This window comes from Denitrobacterium detoxificans, from assembly GCF_001643775.1.
Taxonomy (GTDB): domain Bacteria; phylum Actinomycetota; class Coriobacteriia; order Coriobacteriales; family Eggerthellaceae; genus Denitrobacterium; species Denitrobacterium detoxificans.
Window position 1 is genome coordinate 92689 of record NZ_CP011402.1, and the last position, 18622, is coordinate 111310.

Sequence of the window (18622 nt, forward strand, 5' to 3'; positions counted from 1 at the left end):
CTTTTCGGGTTGGGGTGCTCCATCCCGCTCGCTTTCGCTTTGCGAAAGCTCGGCATCCCGGGTTGGGTTTGTGGCCCCGCTCGCTTTCGGCGGAGCCGAAAGCTCGCCGTTGCGGGTCGGGTTCGTGTTGTCCCGCTCGCTTTCGCGGGGCGAAAGCTCGCCGTCTCGGGTTGGGGCGATTGGGTCTCGCTCGCTTTCGCTTTGCGAAAGCTCGAGGCCTCGGGTTGAGGATTGCGTCCCGCTCGTTTTCGGCGTTGTCGAAAGCTCGCGTTGCGGGTTGGGTGGTTGTTTGATTGCCCTTAGTCGTGCACGATGACGATTTTGCCGCCGGTGCCGGCGTCTTGTTGGGCGAGGGCAGAGGGGAGGTCGGTGAAGGGGAACGCGGTGTTGTAGAGGGGGCGCAGGTTGTGGTCGCCCATGAAGGCGAACAGCGCGTCGAAGAGTTCTTGGGTGGGGTAGTTGCTGAAGTAGCCTGTTAGGTAGACGCCGTTGGGGATGTCCTTGATGGGGTCGAAATCGTTCAATGCATAAACGCCACCGAGTATGCCCGTCGAGCATACGATGCCGCCATGTTCCACGGTGCGTAGCGTATCGCGGAGGTCTCGTGGCCCCACCAGGTCGAGCACCTTGTTCGCGCCCATTGCCTTGCCGGCTAGATGGCCTTCGTCGAGTATGGCTTCGTTAGCTCCTGCTTGGCGTAGCAGTTCCAACTTTGTAGTGCGGTGCGTCGTGGCCATTACCTTTACGCGCAGGGCCTTGGCTAGCTGGACTGCGGCGTACCCCAGCCCGCATGTCGCGCCGCGTACGAGGAGCGTATCGCCCAGTTCCAGCTGCAGGCATTCGAATAGCGATCCCCAAGCGGTTAGATACGTTTCGGGGAATGCTCCGAGTTCCGCCCACGGCCAGTCGATATGGTCGGGGACGCGCATGATGTTCTTGCGGGGGAGCAGGGCGTACTCGGCGTACGATCCGTCGAATTCGCGGCCCATGCCGCCCATGCATGCCACCACGCGCTGATCTGCTTCAAGGTCGGTGTCGCCGGGGTTTGTCACCACGCCAGCGCATTCGATGCCGGGGACGACCGAAGGCGCAATCCATGGTTCGCCCATTTCCTCCAGGCGGACAAGTCGTTCAGCGTTGTTCAGGCCGAATGCCCTTATTTGCACGAGCGCCCATCCGGGTTTGACCTCGGGTACGGGTATCTCCGTTAGGCGTGCTTCGCTGCCAGGTGTCACGCGGTCGATTTTGAGCGCGCTCATGGTCTTGGGGATGTGCATTGCAGGCTCCTTGTTCGTGCGGGTCATGCAATTACGGTCATTACGCTGGGTTATGCAACGTGGGTCGATGGAGTATCTTCCAGGTCCTTCCAGCATTGCGGGTCGGGCGCGTACATGTTGCCCGTGTAGCCAGCGGCTACGGCGGGGCAGCCCCTGCACCAGCCGAGCAGTTCGCAGTGTGCGCACTTCTCGAAGCGGTCGAAATCGCGAAGCGCTTCCATCTTGTCCCCTAGGAAGATGTCGCGCGGATGCTCCTCTAGTACGTTTCCGACCAGGCTTTCCATGCGGCGACATCCATATACGTCGCCGGTGGGCGTTATCGTCATGTGGCCCGTTGCGCAGTGGCATCCATCGTAGATGCCGTTCGGTTCTGCGTTTTCGGGAATGCGGAAGCGTCCCTGCTCCCATTCCAGCAACGTCCATAGGTGGTCCTTGCGTTGGAACGTGGTGGCGCATCCGGCTGCTTCATGGGCGTCGATGCGTTTTTGGCAGCGCAGCAGGAAGTCGCGGTACGCAAGAGGCTCGATGTGGAACTCGTCGCGGCGCTCGCCCGACGTGGGGCAGTAACGTCCGAATGCGTATACGCTTACGTTACGCTCGGCCATGAGGTCGATGAGGTCGGGAATCTCGTCCATGTTCGCCGACGATACGGTGGTCATGACGGCGGTCCAAATGCCCGCCTCGTTCAGCAAATCGATGGCGTCGAGCGTGCACGCGAACGAACCCGGCATGCGGAAATCGTCGTGTGTGCGTTCCAGGCCATCGAGCGAGAGCTGGTACTTACGGCACCCGAGGGCTTTCAGGCGAGCGCAAACGCTGGGCGTGAGATGGAAGGGGTTTCCCATAATCGCCCACCGCACGCCTGCATTGTGCAGCAGTTCCGCGATGCGCCAAAAGTCGGGATGCAGCAGCGGATCGCCGCCCGTTAGGTAGAAGTACGGCTCGCGGTTGAATGCTTCGCACATTTCAACGCACTGCTCGAATACGCTCACCACTTTGCTGTAGGGCATGCTCTCGAGGTGGGTGCATGCGCCCTCGGCGAAAATGTAGCAGTGCTTGCAGCGCTGGTCGCACTCGTCGGTTATGTGCCACTGTATGGCGAAGCTTGGTTTCATCGTTCCTCCTGGGGAAAACGGCGCGCCGTTGTGGCTTTGGCAGCGGCGCGCCCACCTTCCTGCCTACTGGGGGTCTGCGCTGCCGCAGCCGCCAGACTTCGGGTCGGCCGAGCCGCAGCCCGCCCATGCCGGATCGGCGCTGCCGCAGCCGCCGGACTTGGGGTCTGCGCTGCCGCATCCGCTCCACTTCGGGTCTGCGCTACCGCAGCCGCCAGAGATGCCCCAGAGGGCTACGCGCTTCAGGTTTTTGCTCATGTCATGCCTCCTGATCGGTTGCTGCCCCTCCCTGCGAGGGGCTTGTCTTAACCGTACGGGGCGAGTGTTTTGACCACAAGAACGCACTAATCTATTATGTACTTACAAAAAGTAAGTACCCCTCCGAACGGAAGGTTAATGATGCTCACTGTAGACGAGCTTCCCGACTGCCCCGTTGCCACCACGCTGCGCCTCATCGGCAACAAATGGAAGATCCTCATCATTCAGCGCCTGCTCGATCGCGCCTATCGCTTCAACGAGCTGTGTCGTTCCATCGATGGTCTTTCCGAGAAAGTGCTTACCGACAATCTGAAGGCGCTCGAACGCGACGGCATCATTACGCGTACGGTATATCCCGAGGTCCCCGTGCGCGTCGAATACGCTCTTTCCCCTGTTGGCAACTCCATGCGCCCCATCATCGCGAGCATGCAGGAATGGGGCCTTGGCTATCAGGAGACCGTGCGCAAGAGTTCGTAATTCCCGGGCGCCCCATTCGCTTTAGCATCGTGCAAGCTTGCGGAATGCCGTTGGCGGTTTGGCGGAGTATACTTAGCCAAAGGGTTAGGCGGAGTTTTCGAAAGGGGACGGCATGAAGAAATTCATCCAGGAATTCAAGGAGTTCGCTTCTCAGGGCAATGTGATGGACATGGCCGTTGGCATCATCATCGGCGGCGCGTTCACCAGCATCGTCTCGTCGCTCGTTAGCGATGTCGTCATGCCCGTCATTTCGTTGGTTACCGGTGGCATCGATTATTCGGCCATGAAGGTTACCTTGGGCACGGGTGCCAATGCGGCTTCCATCAACTACGGCTCCTTCATCAATGCCGTTATTACGTTCCTGCTCGTTGCGCTGGTTGTGTTCTTCCTGGTGAAGGGCATAGCCAAGATGAAGGGCATCGCGAGCAAGGAAGAGGAAGAAGCCCCGACCACGAAGACGTGTCCCTTCTGCAAAGAAGAGGTGGCCATCGAAGCCACGCGCTGCCCGCATTGCACGAGCGAGCTTTCCGAGTAGCGACCGACACATAGAATAGCGCGCCCCACCTTGCCAGTGGCAGGGTGGGGCGTTTTGCATTTTGGTGATTGTTGCTAGAAGCTGGCGTCGAAGGGTTCGGTCACGCTGAAGCATTCTTGCCCGCGGCAGAGCTCGCGGAGCTTCTGCAGCAGCGGCTCCTGCGTGCCGTTGAGCATGCGCAAGCGCACGGTGACTTCGCTTGTGTAGCTGGTGTCGACCGTCTTTGCTCCCGCCGCTGCCGCGATGTGCGCAAGCTGGTCGTGCAGCGTGTAGGGAATGGTGACTTCGATGTCGACGCAGCTGGAAATGACGGCGATGGTGGCGGTCTGAACGGCCTCCTGCGTAGCCTGCGTGTAGGCGCGCACGAGCCCGCCCGTTCCCAGCAGCGTGCCTCCGAAGTAGCGCGTGACCACGCATACCACGTTTGTGAGCTCGGCGCCTTGCAGCACCTGCAGCGTGGGCATACCCGCGGTTTTCTGTGGTTCTCCGTCGTCGGAATAGCGCACGCGGGGCATACCGCCGTCCTCGGCGCGAATGATGTACGCGTATACGTTGTGTCGCGCCATGCGATTGGCGGCCTTGATTTCCTCTAGGAACGCGAGCGCTTCCTCTTCGGAGTCGACATGGGCGAGCTGGCCGATGAAGCGGCTTTTCTTCGCTTCGATTTCGGCCGTGGCACGCCCCTCTATGGTCTTGTAGCCTTCCACGTTCGGTGCGGCACCTAGTCCAGCGCGATCTTGTAGATCTCGCGGGCGTCGTCCATGGTCAGCTTCATGAAGCTGCCGAACACCTCGCCCTTGTTCGCGCGCAGCGTGGGGATCATCTTCTCGATGTCCTCCTCGTGAACGCCCAGTTCATCGAGCGTGGTGGGCATGCCCAGGCTGGCGAAGAACGCGCGCGTGGCGTCGATGGCGTTGTAGGCGTCGGCGTCGACATCGCCCGTGGGTACCAGGCCGAACACTTCGGCGCCGTACTGGATGAAGCGCTGCGGATTCTCGCTGTACACGTATTCCATCCAGGCGGGGAACATTACAGCCAGACCAGCGCCATGCGTGATGCTGGTGTTCAGCGCGGAAAGCTCATGCTCCAGGCCATGGGTGGCCCAGTCTTCGTGACGGCCCATGCCCGCAAGGCCCTGATGGCACAGCATGCCAGCCCACATGATGTTCGCGCGGGCGTCGTAGTTTTCCGGGTCTACCAGCACGCGGGGCGCTTCGGCGCGAATGGTCTTCATGAGCGACATGTTCAGGTTGTCGGTGACGGGCACGTTGCCCACGTCATCGAAGAAGCGTTCCAGCAGGTGGCAGTACATATCGGTAATGCCCGCAGCCGTCTGATACGCGGGGAGCGTGAACGTGAGCTCGGGGTTCATGAAGGCGATCTTGGGGCGCATTTCGTTGCGGCCGTAGCCCGTCTTGCGGCCCAGCTCGTCGTTGCTGATGACGCTGTTCTTGGAGCCTTCGCTTCCGGCGGCGGGAATGGTGAGCACCACGGCGATGGGCAGTACGCCTTCCGGATCCTGCTTCGTCTCGTAGAAATCCCACACGTCGCCGTCGTAGCAGGCACCCAGCGCCGTTGCCTTGGCGGAGTCGATGACCGAGCCGCCGCCCACGGCGAGCACCCAGTCGATGCCCTGTTCTTTGCAGATGGCAACGCCTTCGCGCACGAGCCCGATTTCCGGGTTGGCGCGCACGCCGCCCAGTTCGACGTACTCCACGCCAGCTGCGGAAAGCGATGCCTCGACGCGGTCGATCAGGCCGCTCTTGCGAGCGCTTTGGCCGCCAAACGTGAGCAGCACCTTCTTCGCGCCGCGCTCCGCCAGCATGGGGCCAACCTTTTCTTCCGCGGCCTTGCCGAAGACGAAATGGGTGGGGGAGACGAATTCGAAGTTTTCCATACGTTTCCTTTCCATGAGGTTTGCGTATCAGTATAGCCGCCGCGCTTGGCGTGTCGGCTGGGTGTTGCGGTGTTGGCATATTACACTCGTTATTCGCATTTCCCGCTCCCAGGCGACGGGCAATCTTTGGGTGGGCGGTATAATGCGGCTATTGCTTTCGCAAAATATGAGGTGCAAGAGGAGGAGCGTTGGTTCTCGAGGTGGTTAGGGAATGTGGCTCTAGGGTCCGAAAGCTCCCCCTTCTCTCTTTGGCGTGCGCCGTTTCCGCGCTGTTCATCGCCGTGTATATCGAGTTGTTCCACGAGGCGTGCGTTGTGTCGCGCGGGGCTGCCAGCTATGGGTTGCTGGCAGGTGAAGTGACCCTGTCGGCCGTGCTGCATGTGCTCGCGCTTGCCCTTATTGCGTTCGTATTGTTCGAGGCCATCTCCCAGCAGCGCCGATTGCTTGCGTGGCTCTTTCGCCATCGCGTTGCCCTCTGCATCGGGGTCGTTGCGCTCTGCACGCTCGTGGGCCTGAGCGGGTCTTCGCTCGCGCAGTGGGACGTGCTTACCGGAACGTCTCCGCGTGGCACGTTGCTGGGAATGTCGCGCGCCCTGCGCAGCGACGAATGGGCGGTGAACACGGTGTTCGCTGCTGCACAGCAGGGCACGGGCTTCCAGGCCTGGTCAACGGCCATCGCCGACGGCTCCGATGTCACGATGGTGTATGCCCAGCCGTGTTGGGCCCTCGCCACGCTCTTCCGTCCCTTCTTGTGGGGCTATCTCTTCTTCGGCTTCTCGCATGGCCTTGCGTTCTTCTGGTCGGCGCGTACGGCGGCGCTGTTCCTCGTGTCCCTGCAGATGGGGCTCCTTATCACGCGGGATCGTCGTGGCCTGAGCTTTGCCTTTGCGCTGCTCGTCACCTTCAGCCAGAGCGTGCAATGGTGGTATGCGGTGAACGGCACGGCCGAGCTTCTCATCTTTGGACAGGGGCTCGTTCTCGTCCTCCATCACTTCCTGGAAAGCGAGCGCCTTTCCCGAAGGTGGATGTGGGCTGCCCTGCTTGCATGGCTTATCTGCTGCTTTGCGCTCATTCTCTACCCTGCATGGCAAGTGCCTGTTGCCTACGCATGTGGCGCGATGGGTGTGTGGCTGATCGTTCGACACGTTCGGTCGAATCGCGCCCGCCCGTCCTTCCTCCGGTTCTATCTGCTGCCGCTCCTGTGCAGCATGCTGGTGTTCGCCGGTCTCGTGGGCATTGTGCTCTTCCAGGCGCAAGACGTCATTAGCGCCGTGCGATCCTCGCTGTATCCGGGTTCTCGATTCGAAACGGGCGGTGGCGTGCTTCGTTACCTGTTCGGATGGGGCTACGGTCTCTTCACGCCCATTGCCGAAGCCGACTTCATGCCCGCCGATGGCAGCATGAACGCATGCGAGTATGTGAGCATGTTTGGCTTGTTCCCCTTGGGGATAATCGTTGCGATCGTGCAGCTGGTACGCAAGCGCGATGGCCTGCTCATTGCAGTGCTTGCGGTGTACGCGTTTTTGGCGGCGTACGGCATCATCGGATTCCCCGGATGGCTCGCGCGCATCAGCCTGCTCAGCAACGTCACGTTCACGCGTCTTTTGCTCGTGCTGTCGTTTCTCGATATCGTTCTGCTCATGCGTTCGCTGGCTCTTGCAGCACAGGGGGAGGCCCCTGCGCAACCGCGTCCCTTTGCATGGGCGGTCGTTCTTGGGGCGAGCGCCCTTTTCACCGTGGTCATTGCGTTTTGCACGTTGCAGACGATTACGGCGAACAAGCGCATGCTGTTCATGGGCTTGATGGCCTTGCTCGTCTTCGTTTGGGTCGTCGTGGTGCTTGCGGTTATGTTTGCGCGTGGGCGAAAGGCTCTGCATGAGGGTGCTTGCGTAGCCGTGCTTGCCTGTGCCATTGCGCTGCCTGGCTTGTGCGTTAATCCTCTTCAGCTGGGCGCCGATTCGCTTACGGATAGCGCCATCGGCAACGTGGCATCTCAGATTCAGGAACAGGAAGCCGGCACGTGGATTGCCGATGCGCCGTGGCAATCGCAGCTCGTCATTGCTCAGGGCATTCCGTGTCCTGCGGGCGTTTCCACCTACCCCCATATTTCATACTGGAGCACCATCGACCCTGATGGAAGCTTTGTTGATGCGTATAACCGATATGCGTGGATAGCTATTGAGGCCACGGATGGCGCGTGCGAATTCGAGACGACGCGTGCCGACTGCTTCACGGCGCGCCTTGCCCTGGCCGACGCGCGTGCGCTGGGCGTGAGCTACTGGCTCACGTCTTCCGACCTGATAGCGCTGGCAGGGTCGTCCGATGCTCCGCAGCTCGTTGGATCCGTCGAGGGGACCGATCTCAAGGTGTACAAGCTGTAGCGTTTAGTCCTGAATGGGGCCCAGCAGGAACATGGTGTGGGTGGACTGAAACAGCAGCTTGCCCGTTTCCGCCTGGCGCGAGGTGACGCGAATCACCGCGGTGGAGCGTCCTGCGTGGATGGGCTCCGTTTCCACGACAACCGTGCAGCAGGGCACGGCCTTGATGAAGTTGATAGTTGCCGTTTGACATACGTTGTTGAAGCCGAGCGAATACGTTGCGAATCCGCAGCCGATTTCGCCGATGAAGTATCCCATGCCTCCATGGATGCCGCCGTGGTAGTTCGAGAACGACGTGGGCACGTCTACGGTGAATCGCACGTAACCCGGCTTGGGTACCTCGTCGATAACGATGGCATCTTGCAGTTCCTGCTGCGGCGGAATGTTGCAGCGGAGCTTCTCAAGCAGTGTGGCGTTGTCCATGTGGTCCTCCCAGCGCGTTGTTTCGCGTGATACCTATTCGTCGGAGGCGTCGAGGCCTTCCATCGTCTTGTAGAGCAGGCTGTAGAGCGTTGAAGCTTCTTCCTTGGTGAGGGGCACGCATGCAGACATTTCGTTGGGGATCTTCGCGGCTTCCTTTTCCATTGCGCGGCCCTCGGCGGTGAGCTTCACAATGACGTTGCGCTCGTCACGCTTGTCGCGCACGCGTTCTACCAGGCCCTTTGACTCCAGCTTCTTGCAGAGCGGCGTAAGCGTGCCGCTGTCGAGGTGCAGGCGCTGCCCCAGTTGCTTTACCGACGCACTTTCCTGTTCCCACAGGACCATGAGGGTGATGTACTGCGTATAGGTAATGCCCAGCTTATCGAGGTGCGGCTTGTAGTGCTTCACCACGTCGCGCGCGGCGGCGTAGAGGGGGAAGCAAAGCTGGTTTTCAAGTTTGAGCTGGTCGTATGCCATGATTCACCGTGCTTCCTGAAGGTTGGGACGCGTATTTGCCGTTACGTTCAATGTATTTGAAGTCATTATAGAGTACAAAATTGAATTGGTTTTAGAGGGTTTTCATCGAAATGTTACTTCCATTATGACTTTTCTGCACGACAATCTGATTCTCGATACGCTCGCGCAGTTCGTCGATGTGGGAAATGATGCCCACCATACGGTCGTCGCGGCTAAGCTCGTCGAAGATGCGCAGGGCGAGTTCCAGCGTATCGGGGTCGAGCGATCCGAATCCCTCGTCGATGAACATGCAATCAAGCTGTATGCCACCTGCTTCGCGTTGGATGACGTCGGAAAAGCCCAGGGCCAGGGATAGGGACGTGAGGAAGCTTTCGCCGCCGGAAAGCGTGTTTACATCGCGGCTGGTGCCGGTGTAGGCGTCGCGCACGTTCATGTCCAGGCCGGTCCTGCTGCGGTTGTCTGTGCTCGTGGTGCGCCGTTCGAGCGCGTAGCGACCTTCCGACATGATGGTCAGGCGCTCGTTTGCGGCGGCAAGCACCGTTTCGAAGTAGAGGGCCTGCACGTAGGTTTCCAGGGAAAGCTTTCCGGCGCGCCCTGCGCCGTTGCCGCTTGCCAGGTCCGCCAGCCGTGCGATGGTGGCGTACTCGTTGTCAGCGTTGGCACCGCGTGCCACGAGGTCGGAAAGGGCGCGGGCGATTTCCTCGTTCGTCTTGATGCGATGGCGGGTGTTCACGTAGGCGTTGCGCTGTTCCTCGATGAGCTCTTGGAGCTTTGCCGCCTGTTCGCGCAGGGGGTCGAGCGCTATTTCCGGCTTGCCGTCGATCTGCTTGGCATAGGTTTCCGTGCGTGCCTTGGCTTGGTCGAATGCTTCCTTGCGCGTGCGGTAATCCGCCTTGGCGTGCTCATAGCGCTTCGTTTCCTCGGCAAGGTCATTCGCGAGCTGCGCGATGCTCTCCTGCGTATCCGCGACGTCGGAGCCCAGGTGGCGTTTTACCTGTTCGTCGAAGGAGATACGCTCCGTTTCGTGCGCCGCTTGGGCGGTGGCTGCGGCCGTGTGCGCTACCTGATGCGCCTCGCGTGCCTTTGCGAGCGCGTCTTCGGCGGCGGCGAGCGCTTCACGTGCCGCGCGCTCCTTGGCTCGCAGGCTCTCGGCATGGCGATTGCTTTCCTGTGCGGCGCGCAGTTCTCGTTCGGCTGCCTGCGCATGGCCCTCGATGGAGCCTGCGGCATCCTGCAGGATGGCTTCTGCTTCGTCTACGGTTGCCGGGGTGGTGCCGCATACGCGTTCTACCTGGGCCAGGAAGGCCGTTTCGGCGGCGCTGCATGCCGCGTTCGCCGCCGCCGCTTCTTGCGAAGCGCTTTGTCGGTTCGCGGCTGCCTCGTCTTTCGCTGCCTTCAGCGCGTCGACGTGCTCCTGCGTGGGTGCCCCTTCGGTGAGCGTGGCCTTGTGGGGGTGCTCGGTCGATCCGCATACGGGGCATGCGTCACCTGCGGCAAGCGTGCGTGCCAAGATGCCTGCCTGGGCGGCGAGGAATGCGTCTTCAGCCTCGTCAGCGGCTTGTCGTGCGCTCTTGTACTCGGCATCTGCCAGGGAATACGCTTGCGAAGCGCGTTCCTTGGCCGCTTGCTTGCCTGCGAGTGCCTTGCGTGCGCGTTGAGCTTCGCGCGCGTCATGCTCCTTGCGCAGAGCGTCGTCGAGCGCAGTTTGCGCCTTCTGCACTTCGGCAGCGGCATCGGCGAGCTTGTCGACCTGCGCGCGAAGAGCGTCCGCCGTATTGCGCGCCTCTTCGCGTTCCGTTTGCGCTGTTGCCAGGCGCGCACGTGCAGCCTCTTCGGCTTTCGCTGCAGATGCGCTTTGTGCCGCCAGCGAGGCGAGCTTTTCGCTTTGCTGCGTGAACTGCGTAAGGAATTCCTCCTGCTTGGCGCGTTGGGCGCTGCCCGCTTCAAGCCGTTCGTAGAGTTCCTGCGCCTTGGCGAGTGGTTCTTCGTGTTCGGCAAGGTAGGCTTGCGCCTCCGCGCATCCTCGGCGGGCGTCCTCGATGCCCTTGGCTTCGCCAAGCGTCTGGTCGACCTTCGCCTTTTCTTCGGCGAGGCGCTTGCCCTCGGCGGTTTCGGCGGCGTTGCGTTCCTTGTCGGCCTGCAGGGAGCGCTCCAGCGCTTCGATGATGGTGGGGCAGAGCGGCAGGATGCGCTCTGCTGCTTGCCATGATTCCAGATAGAAGGCGGGGTCACCCTCGGCTGCGACGATGCGCTCCACGTGCGAACGGGCCTTGTCTTCCAGCGAGGCAACCTGCTTTTCCAGGGCGTTCTTGCGGTCGGAGAGCATGCTTTGCACGCGCTCGTAGAGCTGTGTGCCGAAGATGCGGCGGAAGATGTTGCCGCGCTGCTTCGTGTCGGCGGTGAGCAGCTGGCTGAAGTCGCCTTGCGCGATCATGACGATTTGGCTGAACTGATTTGCGCTGATGCCGAGCATGTCCTCGATGGCCGCGTTGACGTCGGTGGGCTTGCTGGCTAGCACGCTGCCATCGTCTTCGCAGGTAAGCTCGGCCGTTGCAGGGCGCTCGGTGAATCCGGTTCCGCGCTTCTTTGGGCTTCTGTGGGGCGGCGTGCGGCGCACGGCGTACGTGTTCCCGCCGTGCGTGAAGCGCAGCTGCACGTAGGGTTCCGTGGCGGGGTCGGCAAAAGCGCTGGCCAGGGTGTTTTCCGAGCGACGCTGCCCCGATGTTTGGCCGAAGAGCGCGTACTTAATGGCGTCGAACAGCATCGTCTTGCCGCTGCCGGTGGGGCCGCAGATGAGGAAGATGCCGCTGTTGATCGCATCGAAGTCGATATGCTCTTCCTTGGGGTAGGGGCCGAATGCGGCCATGTCTAGTTCCAGCGGCCTCATTGGGCGCCCCCTTCCTCTTCCTCGCGTGCTTCCTCGATGATGACGTGCAGCAATTCGCGTTGCTGTTCCGAAAGCGCTTCGCCGGCCTGCTGTTCGTAGTAGTCGCTCACGACCGAAAGGGGATCGCGTTTCCGCACGTTATGCGCCACTTCCTGCGTATTGCCAGTGAACGCCTCCGCATCGTGTGCGAAGTCGAGTTGCATGACGTTCGGGTAGAATTCGCGCACCTTCGCCATGGCATCCATGAGCGCCTCGTCTTCGAGCGTGATGTGAAGGTAGTCATCTGCGTGCGCGTCGGTCTGCGCGGCCGCTCGCAGGTCTTCGAAGGTGCAGCGTACTTCGCGAAGGGTTCGCTCCTCGGGAAGCGGCACGCTGGTGACCTGCGCATTTCCTGATTCGTCTATGTCCACGATGTCCACGTGCTTTTGCCTGCCCGCTTCGGAAAACGAATACGGGTACAGGCTGCCGCTGTAGCGCACGGTATCGCGGCGCACGCGCTGCGGTCCGTGAATATGGCCCAGCGCCACGTAGTCGAACGCATCGAACACGCGCGCCTCCACGCTGTCGAGCCCGCCAACCACGATGGTTTCCGATTCGCACGTTTCGGGCTTGGTTTCGCCGTCCACCACGAATTGGTGCGCTACCAGCACATTTGCTGCATCGCTGCGCAGTGGCTGATGGTGCGCGGCGCATGCCAGCGCATCGGTGTAGCTGGCGATGGACTCCGCCTCGTTGGGATAAGCCGCGCGTACGTGCACGGGCCGCACGAAGGGAATCAGGTGAAAGCGCGCTGCGCCCGTGGCGGATTCCATGTCGATGAACTGCGGTTCGCCCGAAAAGGGCTGGGCAATGCATACGCGTTCGGCGCTCATGAAGCGGGCACCGAAGGCAAGGCGCTCGGCGCTGTCATGGTTGCCGGCAATCATGATGACGGTGATGCCCGCATCGGTTGCCTGCTCCAGGAAGTGTTCGAGAGCACCAAGTGCCCAGGTAGGGGGCACGGGCTTGTCGTATATGTCTCCCGCCACCACGATGGCATCAACGCGTTTTTCGCATGCGATGCGCACGATATGCTCCAGTGCGCGTTCCTGCTCTTCCTTTAGCGAAAAGCCGCGAACGCGTTTGCCTATGTGCAGGTCTGCGGTGTGCAGGAATCTCATGGGTCACCTCGATAGTTGTGTCGAGCCTCCATTATGCCATGTGAAAGATGGCGATTCGGTTGCAGAGTTCTGCTGGGGTCATCTGCGATGCTATGTCTTTCTATAATGGGTCCCCAATATTGTCTAGTGTGCGATTGAATAGAGCACATGCGGTCTAGGATGGGTTGGTATCGCATGATTGAAGTAAAGGGCTTGAGAAGGTCCTACAAGACGGGCGATTTCGTGCAGAAGGCGCTCGACGGCGTGACACTGAACTTCCGCGATAACGAGTTCGTGGCGGTTTTGGGTCCCTCGGGTTCGGGCAAGACCACGCTGCTGAATATTCTGGGTGGCTTGGATCATGCTGATGGTGGCGATATCGTCATCAACGGCACGTCTACCAAAGATTACCGTTCGAGCGATTGGGACACCTATCGCAACCATCGTATTGGCTTCGTATTTCAAAGCTACAATCTCATTCCTCATCAGACCATTCTCTCGAATGTCGAGCTAGCGCTGACGCTTTCGGGTGTGGGGCGCGCGGAGCGAAAGCGCCGTGCTGCTGATGCTCTGGCGGAAGTGGGTCTGGGCGATCATTTGCATAAGAAGCCTAGCCAGCTTTCCGGTGGTCAGATGCAGCGCGTTGCCATCGCCCGCGCGTTGGTGAACAACCCCGATATCGTGTTGGCCGACGAGCCTACGGGTGCACTCGACACTGAAACGGGCATCCAGGTTATGGACATCCTGAAGAAGGTTGCCGACGACCGCCTGGTCATCATGGTTACGCACAATCCCGAACTGGCCGAAGAGTACGCTACGCGCATCGTGCGCCTGGCCGATGGTTGCATCATCAGCGATAGCGATGCGTTCAATCCGTTCAACGATTCGGCTATCGTGGGCGTTCCGGACCCCGCCAACGAAGCGGCGCGCGCCGCCGCTACTGCCGCTGCGCTCAATGCGGCAACTGCCGTGCATGTGGACGACCCTGGGCAGGGTGCAGGCGGCAAGGAAAAGAAGGCCTCGATGGGCTTCCTTACCGCGCTTGCTCTTTCGTTCAATAACCTCATGACGAAGAAGGGGCGTACGTTCCTTACCGCATTTGCGGGAAGCATCGGCATCATTGGCATTGCCGCCATCTTGGCGCTTTCCAACGGCGTGAACAATTACATCCTGGATACCGAGGAAGAGGCGCTTACCAGCTATCCGCTTACGGTAACCAAGAGCAGCTTCGACGTATCGAGCCTGCTCACGGCCACCATGGGCTATACCACGGGCAGCGATTCGGAAGGATCGGGCGACGGGGAGTTCTCTACGTCGAACAGCATTCCCGAGTCCACCATCATGACCGACATGTTCGCCAAGGTGAAGAACAACGACCTTTCCGCGTTCAAGCAGTACCTGGAAAGTGGCGAAAGCGGCATCGACGAGTACGTGAACACCATTCAGTACGATTACGGTATCGAGGTAAATGCCTTCTCACCCGATACGTCTTCGGGCGTAACGCAGCTCAATCCCTCGTCCATGAAGTCGGTCTTCCAGAACGGCATCTCCTCGAGTGCTCTCTCCAGCAGCTCGGGCATGTCGTCGTTCGATGAGATGCTCGACAATCGCGAAATGCTCGAAGATCAGATGGACGTAGTTGCCGGGCGTTGGCCCGAAAACTACAACGAAGCCATACTCGTGCTCAATTCCTCGGGGGCCATTAGCGATTACACCCTCTACAGCCTGGGCGTGTATGACACCTCGGTCATGGAGGACATGGTCAAGCAGGCATTGAATGGCGAAGAGGTGGTCGTTCCCGAAACGTCGGGCGACTTCACGTACGACGATGCGCTGAACCTGTCGTTCAAGGTGGTTCCCGCAAGCTCCATGTACCGATACAACGAGGAGCAGGGCACCTGGACCGATATGAGCAAAGACGAAGAGTACATGAAGGAGCAGGTCAACCAGGGCATCGACTTGAAGGTCGTGGGCGTGGTGAAGCCCGCTTCCGCATCCAGCTCCGCGGTCCTCAACGAGGGCGTGGCGTATACGCCCGAGCTCACGCAGAAGCTCATGGAGATGGCTTCGTCCTCCGATATCGTGAAGCAGCAGCTTGCGAGCCCCGACGTGGATGTGTTTACGGGCAAGACGTTCGAGGAGCTGCAGGATAGTCAGGCGTCCGATTTCGATATGAGCTCGATGTTCAAGGTCGACGAGGAGGCGTTGTCGAACGCATTCGGGTTCGATTCGAGTTCCCTCGATTTCTCGGGCATGGACCTAAGCGGCATGGATATGTCGAGCATGGATTTGAGCGGGCTTTCCCTTGATGCGAGTTCGCTTGATATGAGCGGAGTGGATATGTCGGGTCTCTTCGATTCCGATACCATGGCCGCGCTCATCGCGAATGCGCCGCAGCCCGATTTCTCGCAGATGAATCCTTCGATTAACGATGAGCAGCGTGCAGCCATAACGGCCGTTTCCGGGCAAATCACCGGAGGCTTTGCGCCCTATGTGATTGCGCAGGGAGGCACGCTTGCCGATTTCCAGGATTCCGCGAAGATGCAGCAATATTGGGCTGCGTATCTGCAAACCGAATCGGTGCAGCAACAGGTTGCCCAGCTGAATGCGCTCATGGGTCAGGCGTATGGTGAGGCTCTGCAAACCGCCATGCAGGACTACATGACCAACCAGTACGCCCCCTACATGCAGCAGGCTATGGGCAATCTGATTTCCCAGGCTGCGCAAGCCATGGCCACTGAAATGGCCACGCAGATGGCCACGCAGATGGCGGCGGCAACGGGTCAGCTGGGATCGCAGCTCTCCTCGGCCATTGGCAGTTCGCTTACCAGCCAGATGTCGGGCCTGTCGGATAGCCTGCAGAGTGCGTTTTCCTTCGACGCCGACGCCTTCGCGCAGGCCATCCAGTTCAACATGACTCAGGAAGACCTGGTGTCGCTGCTGACCAACTACATGAATGCCGATGAGCTCACGTACGACGGCAACCTGGAGAAGCTGGGGTACGCCAGCTTGGACAACCCCGAATCCATTGGCATCTACCCGAAGGACTTCGCCGCGAAGGAGAAAGTGCTTTCCATCATCGATGGCTACAACCAGCGTATGACCGACGAGGGCAATGACAGTCGCACCATCCAGTACAGCGACATCGCCGGTACGCTCATGAGCTCGGTTACCGACATCGTGAACATGATCAGCATCGTGCTCATTGCTTTCGTGAGCATTTCGCTCGTGGTGAGCTCCATCATGATCGGCATCATTACTTACATTTCTGTGCTCGAACGCAAGAAGGAGATTGGCATCCTGCGCGCCATGGGCGCCAGCAAGGGCAATGTTGCCAATGTATTCAACGCCGAAACCATCATCGAGGGCCTGATCGCCGGCGTGTTCGCCATTGGCTTCGTGGTGCTGGTGAGCATACCCGTCAACGCGATTGTTGCCGCATCGTTCGACGTCGAGAACGTGATGATTTTGCCCTGGGTATCGGGTCTCGTGCTCATCGGCGTGAGCGTGCTGCTCACGTTCGTCGCGGGGCTGATCCCCTCGGGCAACGCGAGTCGTCGCGATCCTGTGGAGGCGTTGCGCACAGAGTAGGGCAATCAACCCGTCCGCGGCGGGGCGGGCGAGCCCCTGCGGCACGCCTCGCTCCGCTGCTCGCACGGCGGTGTTGTGGGGTTGCTTGGTCCCGAGGGGTGTTTCCCTCGGGACCTTTTTGGTTCTGAGGGGTTAAGCCGTGCTCGTGCGCTGCGCTGTTCAGGAGTTTTGTACTGGCGCTGTCCCGGGGTTGGGGCCGTGGGCGGCGAGAACCCTTCGGCTTGCGCCTTCGGGTTCTCTTCGCCCGCGGCCCCAACCCCGGGAATCAGCGCTTTGGTTGGTGTTCACAGGGTACCGCAGGGGCTCGCCCGCCCCGCCGCTGCGTGTTGCGGGTTGCGGAACCCGGGGCCGGTTGTGGCCAACCTCACGGGCGGACGCGCTGCGCGGTCTGCCCTGTTGCGAGTGGGTCCCGCTCGCCGGGTCGCGGGGTTGCCTCACGGGCGCGGACGCTTCGCTGCGCGCCCTGCTGTGGACGGGTCCCGCTTGCGGCGGGCGGCCTCACGGGCGAAGGCGCTTCGCTGTTCGCCCTGCTGCGACGGGGTTCCGATCGGCTGGGGCGTATCCACGGGCGATTCGCTGCGCTCTCGCCCTGCCGCGAGTTGGTTGGGGCCGTGGGGCCACGGGCGCGGACGCTTCGCTGCGCGCCCTGCTGCGACGGGGTTCCGCTCGCCGGGTCGTAGACAACCCCGCGGGCGTTCGTTTCGCTCGCGCCCTGGTGCGAGTTGGTTCTGCTCGCCGGGATTTGGGGCTTGGAGGGATGGTTTACTGTTATCCTATACGCGGATTATTTAGACGAGAGGATTGTTATGGCTATTGAGATTCTGTCTGATGAGCTGGTGAATGACGGTCATGTAATGCGCGTTACGGTGCGCATTCCGGCTGGCGATAAGGCTTCTATGGTGCGCGAGGGCCTGCTGGGTTTGGCGCAGGAGGCTCGTTTGGCTCCGGGTGAGGGTGGCGAAATTCGCGCGGCTCTCGAGGACAAGTTTGGCGCCGAGAATGTGGCTGCTGGTCTTACGTCGTACGTGGCTTCCATGGCTGCGCCTGCTGTGGTGAACCAGAAGAACCTGCATATCATGTTTACGCCGCAGTCTACGGTTGAGCGTGTGGATGGCCTGTTCGACGAGAATGCGCTCGAGATGAAGATCGATCTCATTCTGCGTCCCGAATACGAGCTCACTGATTATTCGCCCGTGCATGTGAAGCGCCAGTCCATCGAGATTACCGACAAGATGGTTAGCCTGCAGATTGCCCAGGAAATGGAGCGCTTTGCGTCCTTCGAGGAGGCTGGCGGCCCGCTCGAGGTGGGCGATTACGCCATGTTCGACATGACCACGCAGGTCAATGGCGAGGAAGCGGCCAGCCTTTCCGGCAAGAACTCGCGCATTGCGCTCGTGAGGGGCGAAATGCCCGACGGTTTCATCGACGCTGTCGTGGGCATGATGCCGGGCGACGAGCGTACGTTTGATTTCACGGCCAAGCTGCCGGGTGCTCCCGAGAACGCCGCTCCCGATACGTTCAACGTGCGTGCGAAGCTCATCGAGAAGCGTCTTCGCCGCGTTCCCGAACTTACCGACGAGTTCGTGCGCGAGAGCATGAAGGGCGCGGGTGTGGGCGAAACCGCTGAAAGCTTCCGCGCTGCCGTGAAGGAGCGCATGGAGGCTCAGCTGGCTCAGCAGCAGAAGCTGCAGGACGAGAACATGGTCGACGCCGAGCTGGCCAAGCGCCTCGATGCGAACATTCCCGACCTGTACCTGGAAAACACCCATCGCGACATTCTGCAGAACATGCAGGCAAACCTGGCTGCGCAGGGCATGACCATCGCCCAGTACGCTCAGCAGCAGGGTGCCAACGAGCAGCAGTTCAGCATGATGATCGCCATGCACGCGCATGAGTCGCTGCGACAGGGCTTTGCGCTCGACGCGTATTTCCGCCATATGGGCCAGGAAGTCACTGATGCTGACATCGATGCCGCCCTGCATGAGATGACGCCCGGTCACGAAGAGCAGGCGCGTGCCAACTTCGACAAGAACGGCGCCTGGTTCGTGGTGCGCGAGACGGCTGCTCGCCTGAAGGCTCACAACGACGCCGTTTCCAAGGCCATCTTCGAATAGCAAACATCCCATACAAGCAAAGGGCGCCGGTCGCGATGTGCAGCCGGCGTCCTTTTTGCG

14 protein-coding genes are annotated in these 18622 nt (G+C 60.6%); 5 read left to right on the forward strand and 9 right to left on the reverse strand.

Features of this window, described 5'->3' with window-relative positions:
• Positions 1-299: 299 nt before the first annotated feature.
• The 3 genes from AAY81_RS00180 to AAY81_RS00190 form a co-directional block, all read right to left on the reverse strand.
• Positions 300-1277 (reverse strand): zinc-binding dehydrogenase, encoded by a 978-nt coding sequence (locus AAY81_RS00180; protein WP_143117299.1) that lies wholly within the window; start codon positions 1275-1277, stop codon positions 300-302.
• Between the two features lie 50 nt (positions 1278-1327).
• Positions 1328-2392, reverse strand: a complete 1065-nt coding sequence (acgM, locus tag AAY81_RS00185) for a radical SAM/SPASM domain protein, ACGX system (RefSeq protein ID WP_066659892.1) — start codon at positions 2390-2392, stop codon at positions 1328-1330.
• 63 nt (positions 2393-2455) lie between these two features.
• Complete coding sequence (locus AAY81_RS00190) at positions 2456-2647, reverse strand: hypothetical protein (protein WP_066659895.1); 192 nt, start codon at positions 2645-2647, stop codon at positions 2456-2458.
• Between the two features lie 138 nt (positions 2648-2785).
• Between AAY81_RS00190 and AAY81_RS00195 the strand changes: the two genes are divergently transcribed.
• Positions 2786-3124 carry a winged helix-turn-helix transcriptional regulator gene (locus AAY81_RS00195; RefSeq protein ID WP_240480595.1) on the forward strand — a complete coding sequence of 113 codons (339 nt, stop codon included), beginning with the start codon at positions 2786-2788 and terminating at the stop codon, positions 3122-3124.
• Positions 3125-3236: 112 nt separating this feature from the next.
• Entirely contained in the window at positions 3237-3659 is a 423-nt protein-coding gene (mscL, locus tag AAY81_RS00200) for a large conductance mechanosensitive channel protein MscL (RefSeq protein WP_066659901.1), read from the forward strand.
• Positions 3660-3733: 74 nt separating this feature from the next.
• On the opposite strand, the gene AAY81_RS00205 is transcribed toward mscL, so the two are convergent.
• Positions 3734-4366, reverse strand: coding sequence for an IMPACT family protein (locus AAY81_RS00205; protein WP_066659903.1), 633 nt, complete (start codon positions 4364-4366; stop codon positions 3734-3736).
• A 14-nt stretch (positions 4367-4380) separates the two neighbouring features.
• The gene (locus AAY81_RS00210; RefSeq protein WP_066659906.1) at positions 4381-5556 is read right to left on the reverse strand and encodes an iron-containing alcohol dehydrogenase; all 1176 of its coding nucleotides are present in this window, start codon (positions 5554-5556) and stop codon (positions 4381-4383) included.
• Between the two features lie 248 nt (positions 5557-5804).
• Between AAY81_RS00210 and AAY81_RS00215 the strand changes: the two genes are divergently transcribed.
• The gene (locus AAY81_RS00215; RefSeq protein WP_066659909.1) at positions 5805-7937 is read left to right on the forward strand and encodes a DUF7657 domain-containing protein; all 2133 of its coding nucleotides are present in this window, start codon (positions 5805-5807) and stop codon (positions 7935-7937) included.
• A gap of 3 nt (positions 7938-7940) precedes the next feature.
• Here AAY81_RS00215 and AAY81_RS00220 read toward each other — a convergent pair whose 3' ends face one another.
• The 4 genes from AAY81_RS00220 to AAY81_RS00235 form a co-directional block, all read right to left on the reverse strand.
• Positions 7941-8357 (reverse strand): PaaI family thioesterase, encoded by a 417-nt coding sequence (locus tag AAY81_RS00220; protein WP_066659911.1) that lies wholly within the window; start codon positions 8355-8357, stop codon positions 7941-7943.
• Between the two features lie 33 nt (positions 8358-8390).
• Positions 8391-8831: a MarR family winged helix-turn-helix transcriptional regulator gene (locus AAY81_RS00225; protein ID WP_066659914.1), complete on the reverse strand. Its 441-nt coding sequence runs from the start codon at positions 8829-8831 to the stop codon at positions 8391-8393.
• A 91-nt stretch (positions 8832-8922) separates the two neighbouring features.
• Positions 8923-11718: an AAA family ATPase gene (locus AAY81_RS00230; RefSeq protein WP_066659917.1), complete on the reverse strand. Its 2796-nt coding sequence runs from the start codon at positions 11716-11718 to the stop codon at positions 8923-8925.
• Positions 11715-12878, reverse strand: a complete 1164-nt coding sequence (locus tag AAY81_RS00235) for an exonuclease SbcCD subunit D (RefSeq protein WP_066659919.1) — start codon at positions 12876-12878, stop codon at positions 11715-11717. The genes AAY81_RS00230 and AAY81_RS00235 overlap by 4 nt, the downstream gene beginning before the upstream one ends.
• A 174-nt stretch (positions 12879-13052) precedes the next feature.
• Between AAY81_RS00235 and AAY81_RS00240 the strand changes: the two genes are divergently transcribed.
• Positions 13053-16448: an ABC transporter ATP-binding protein/permease gene (locus tag AAY81_RS00240; RefSeq protein ID WP_066659921.1), complete on the forward strand. Its 3396-nt coding sequence runs from the start codon at positions 13053-13055 to the stop codon at positions 16446-16448.
• Between the two features lie 806 nt (positions 16449-17254).
• Positions 17255-18562, forward strand: coding sequence for a trigger factor (locus AAY81_RS00245; RefSeq protein WP_066659928.1), 1308 nt, complete (start codon positions 17255-17257; stop codon positions 18560-18562).
• Positions 18563-18622 lie beyond the last annotated feature (60 nt).

Excerpts from the sequence above, each read along its gene's own strand:
- AAY81_RS00180 (WP_143117299.1), bottom strand. The coding sequence starts at position 1,277 with ATGCACATCCCCAAGACCATGAGCGCGCTCAAAATCGACCGCGTGACA.
- acgM (WP_066659892.1), bottom strand. The coding sequence starts at position 2,392 with ATGAAACCAAGCTTCGCCATACAGTGGCACATAACCGACGAGTGCGAC.
- AAY81_RS00190 (WP_066659895.1), bottom strand. The coding sequence starts at position 2,647 with ATGAGCAAAAACCTGAAGCGCGTAGCCCTCTGGGGCATCTCTGGCGGC.
- AAY81_RS00195 (WP_240480595.1), top strand. The coding sequence starts at position 2,786 with ATGATGCTCACTGTAGACGAGCTTCCCGACTGCCCCGTTGCCACCACG.
- mscL (WP_066659901.1), top strand. The coding sequence starts at position 3,237 with ATGAAGAAATTCATCCAGGAATTCAAGGAGTTCGCTTCTCAGGGCAAT.
- AAY81_RS00210 (WP_066659906.1), bottom strand. The coding sequence starts at position 5,556 with ATGGAAAACTTCGAATTCGTCTCCCCCACCCATTTCGTCTTCGGCAAG.
- AAY81_RS00220 (WP_066659911.1), bottom strand. The coding sequence starts at position 8,357 with ATGGACAACGCCACACTGCTTGAGAAGCTCCGCTGCAACATTCCGCCG.
- AAY81_RS00225 (WP_066659914.1), bottom strand. The coding sequence starts at position 8,831 with ATGGCATACGACCAGCTCAAACTTGAAAACCAGCTTTGCTTCCCCCTC.
- AAY81_RS00230 (WP_066659917.1), bottom strand. The coding sequence starts at position 11,718 with ATGAGGCCGCTGGAACTAGACATGGCCGCATTCGGCCCCTACCCCAAG.
- AAY81_RS00235 (WP_066659919.1), bottom strand. The coding sequence starts at position 12,878 with ATGAGATTCCTGCACACCGCAGACCTGCACATAGGCAAACGCGTTCGC.
- AAY81_RS00240 (WP_066659921.1), top strand. The coding sequence starts at position 13,053 with ATGATTGAAGTAAAGGGCTTGAGAAGGTCCTACAAGACGGGCGATTTC.
- AAY81_RS00245 (WP_066659928.1), top strand. The coding sequence starts at position 17,255 with ATGGCTATTGAGATTCTGTCTGATGAGCTGGTGAATGACGGTCATGTA.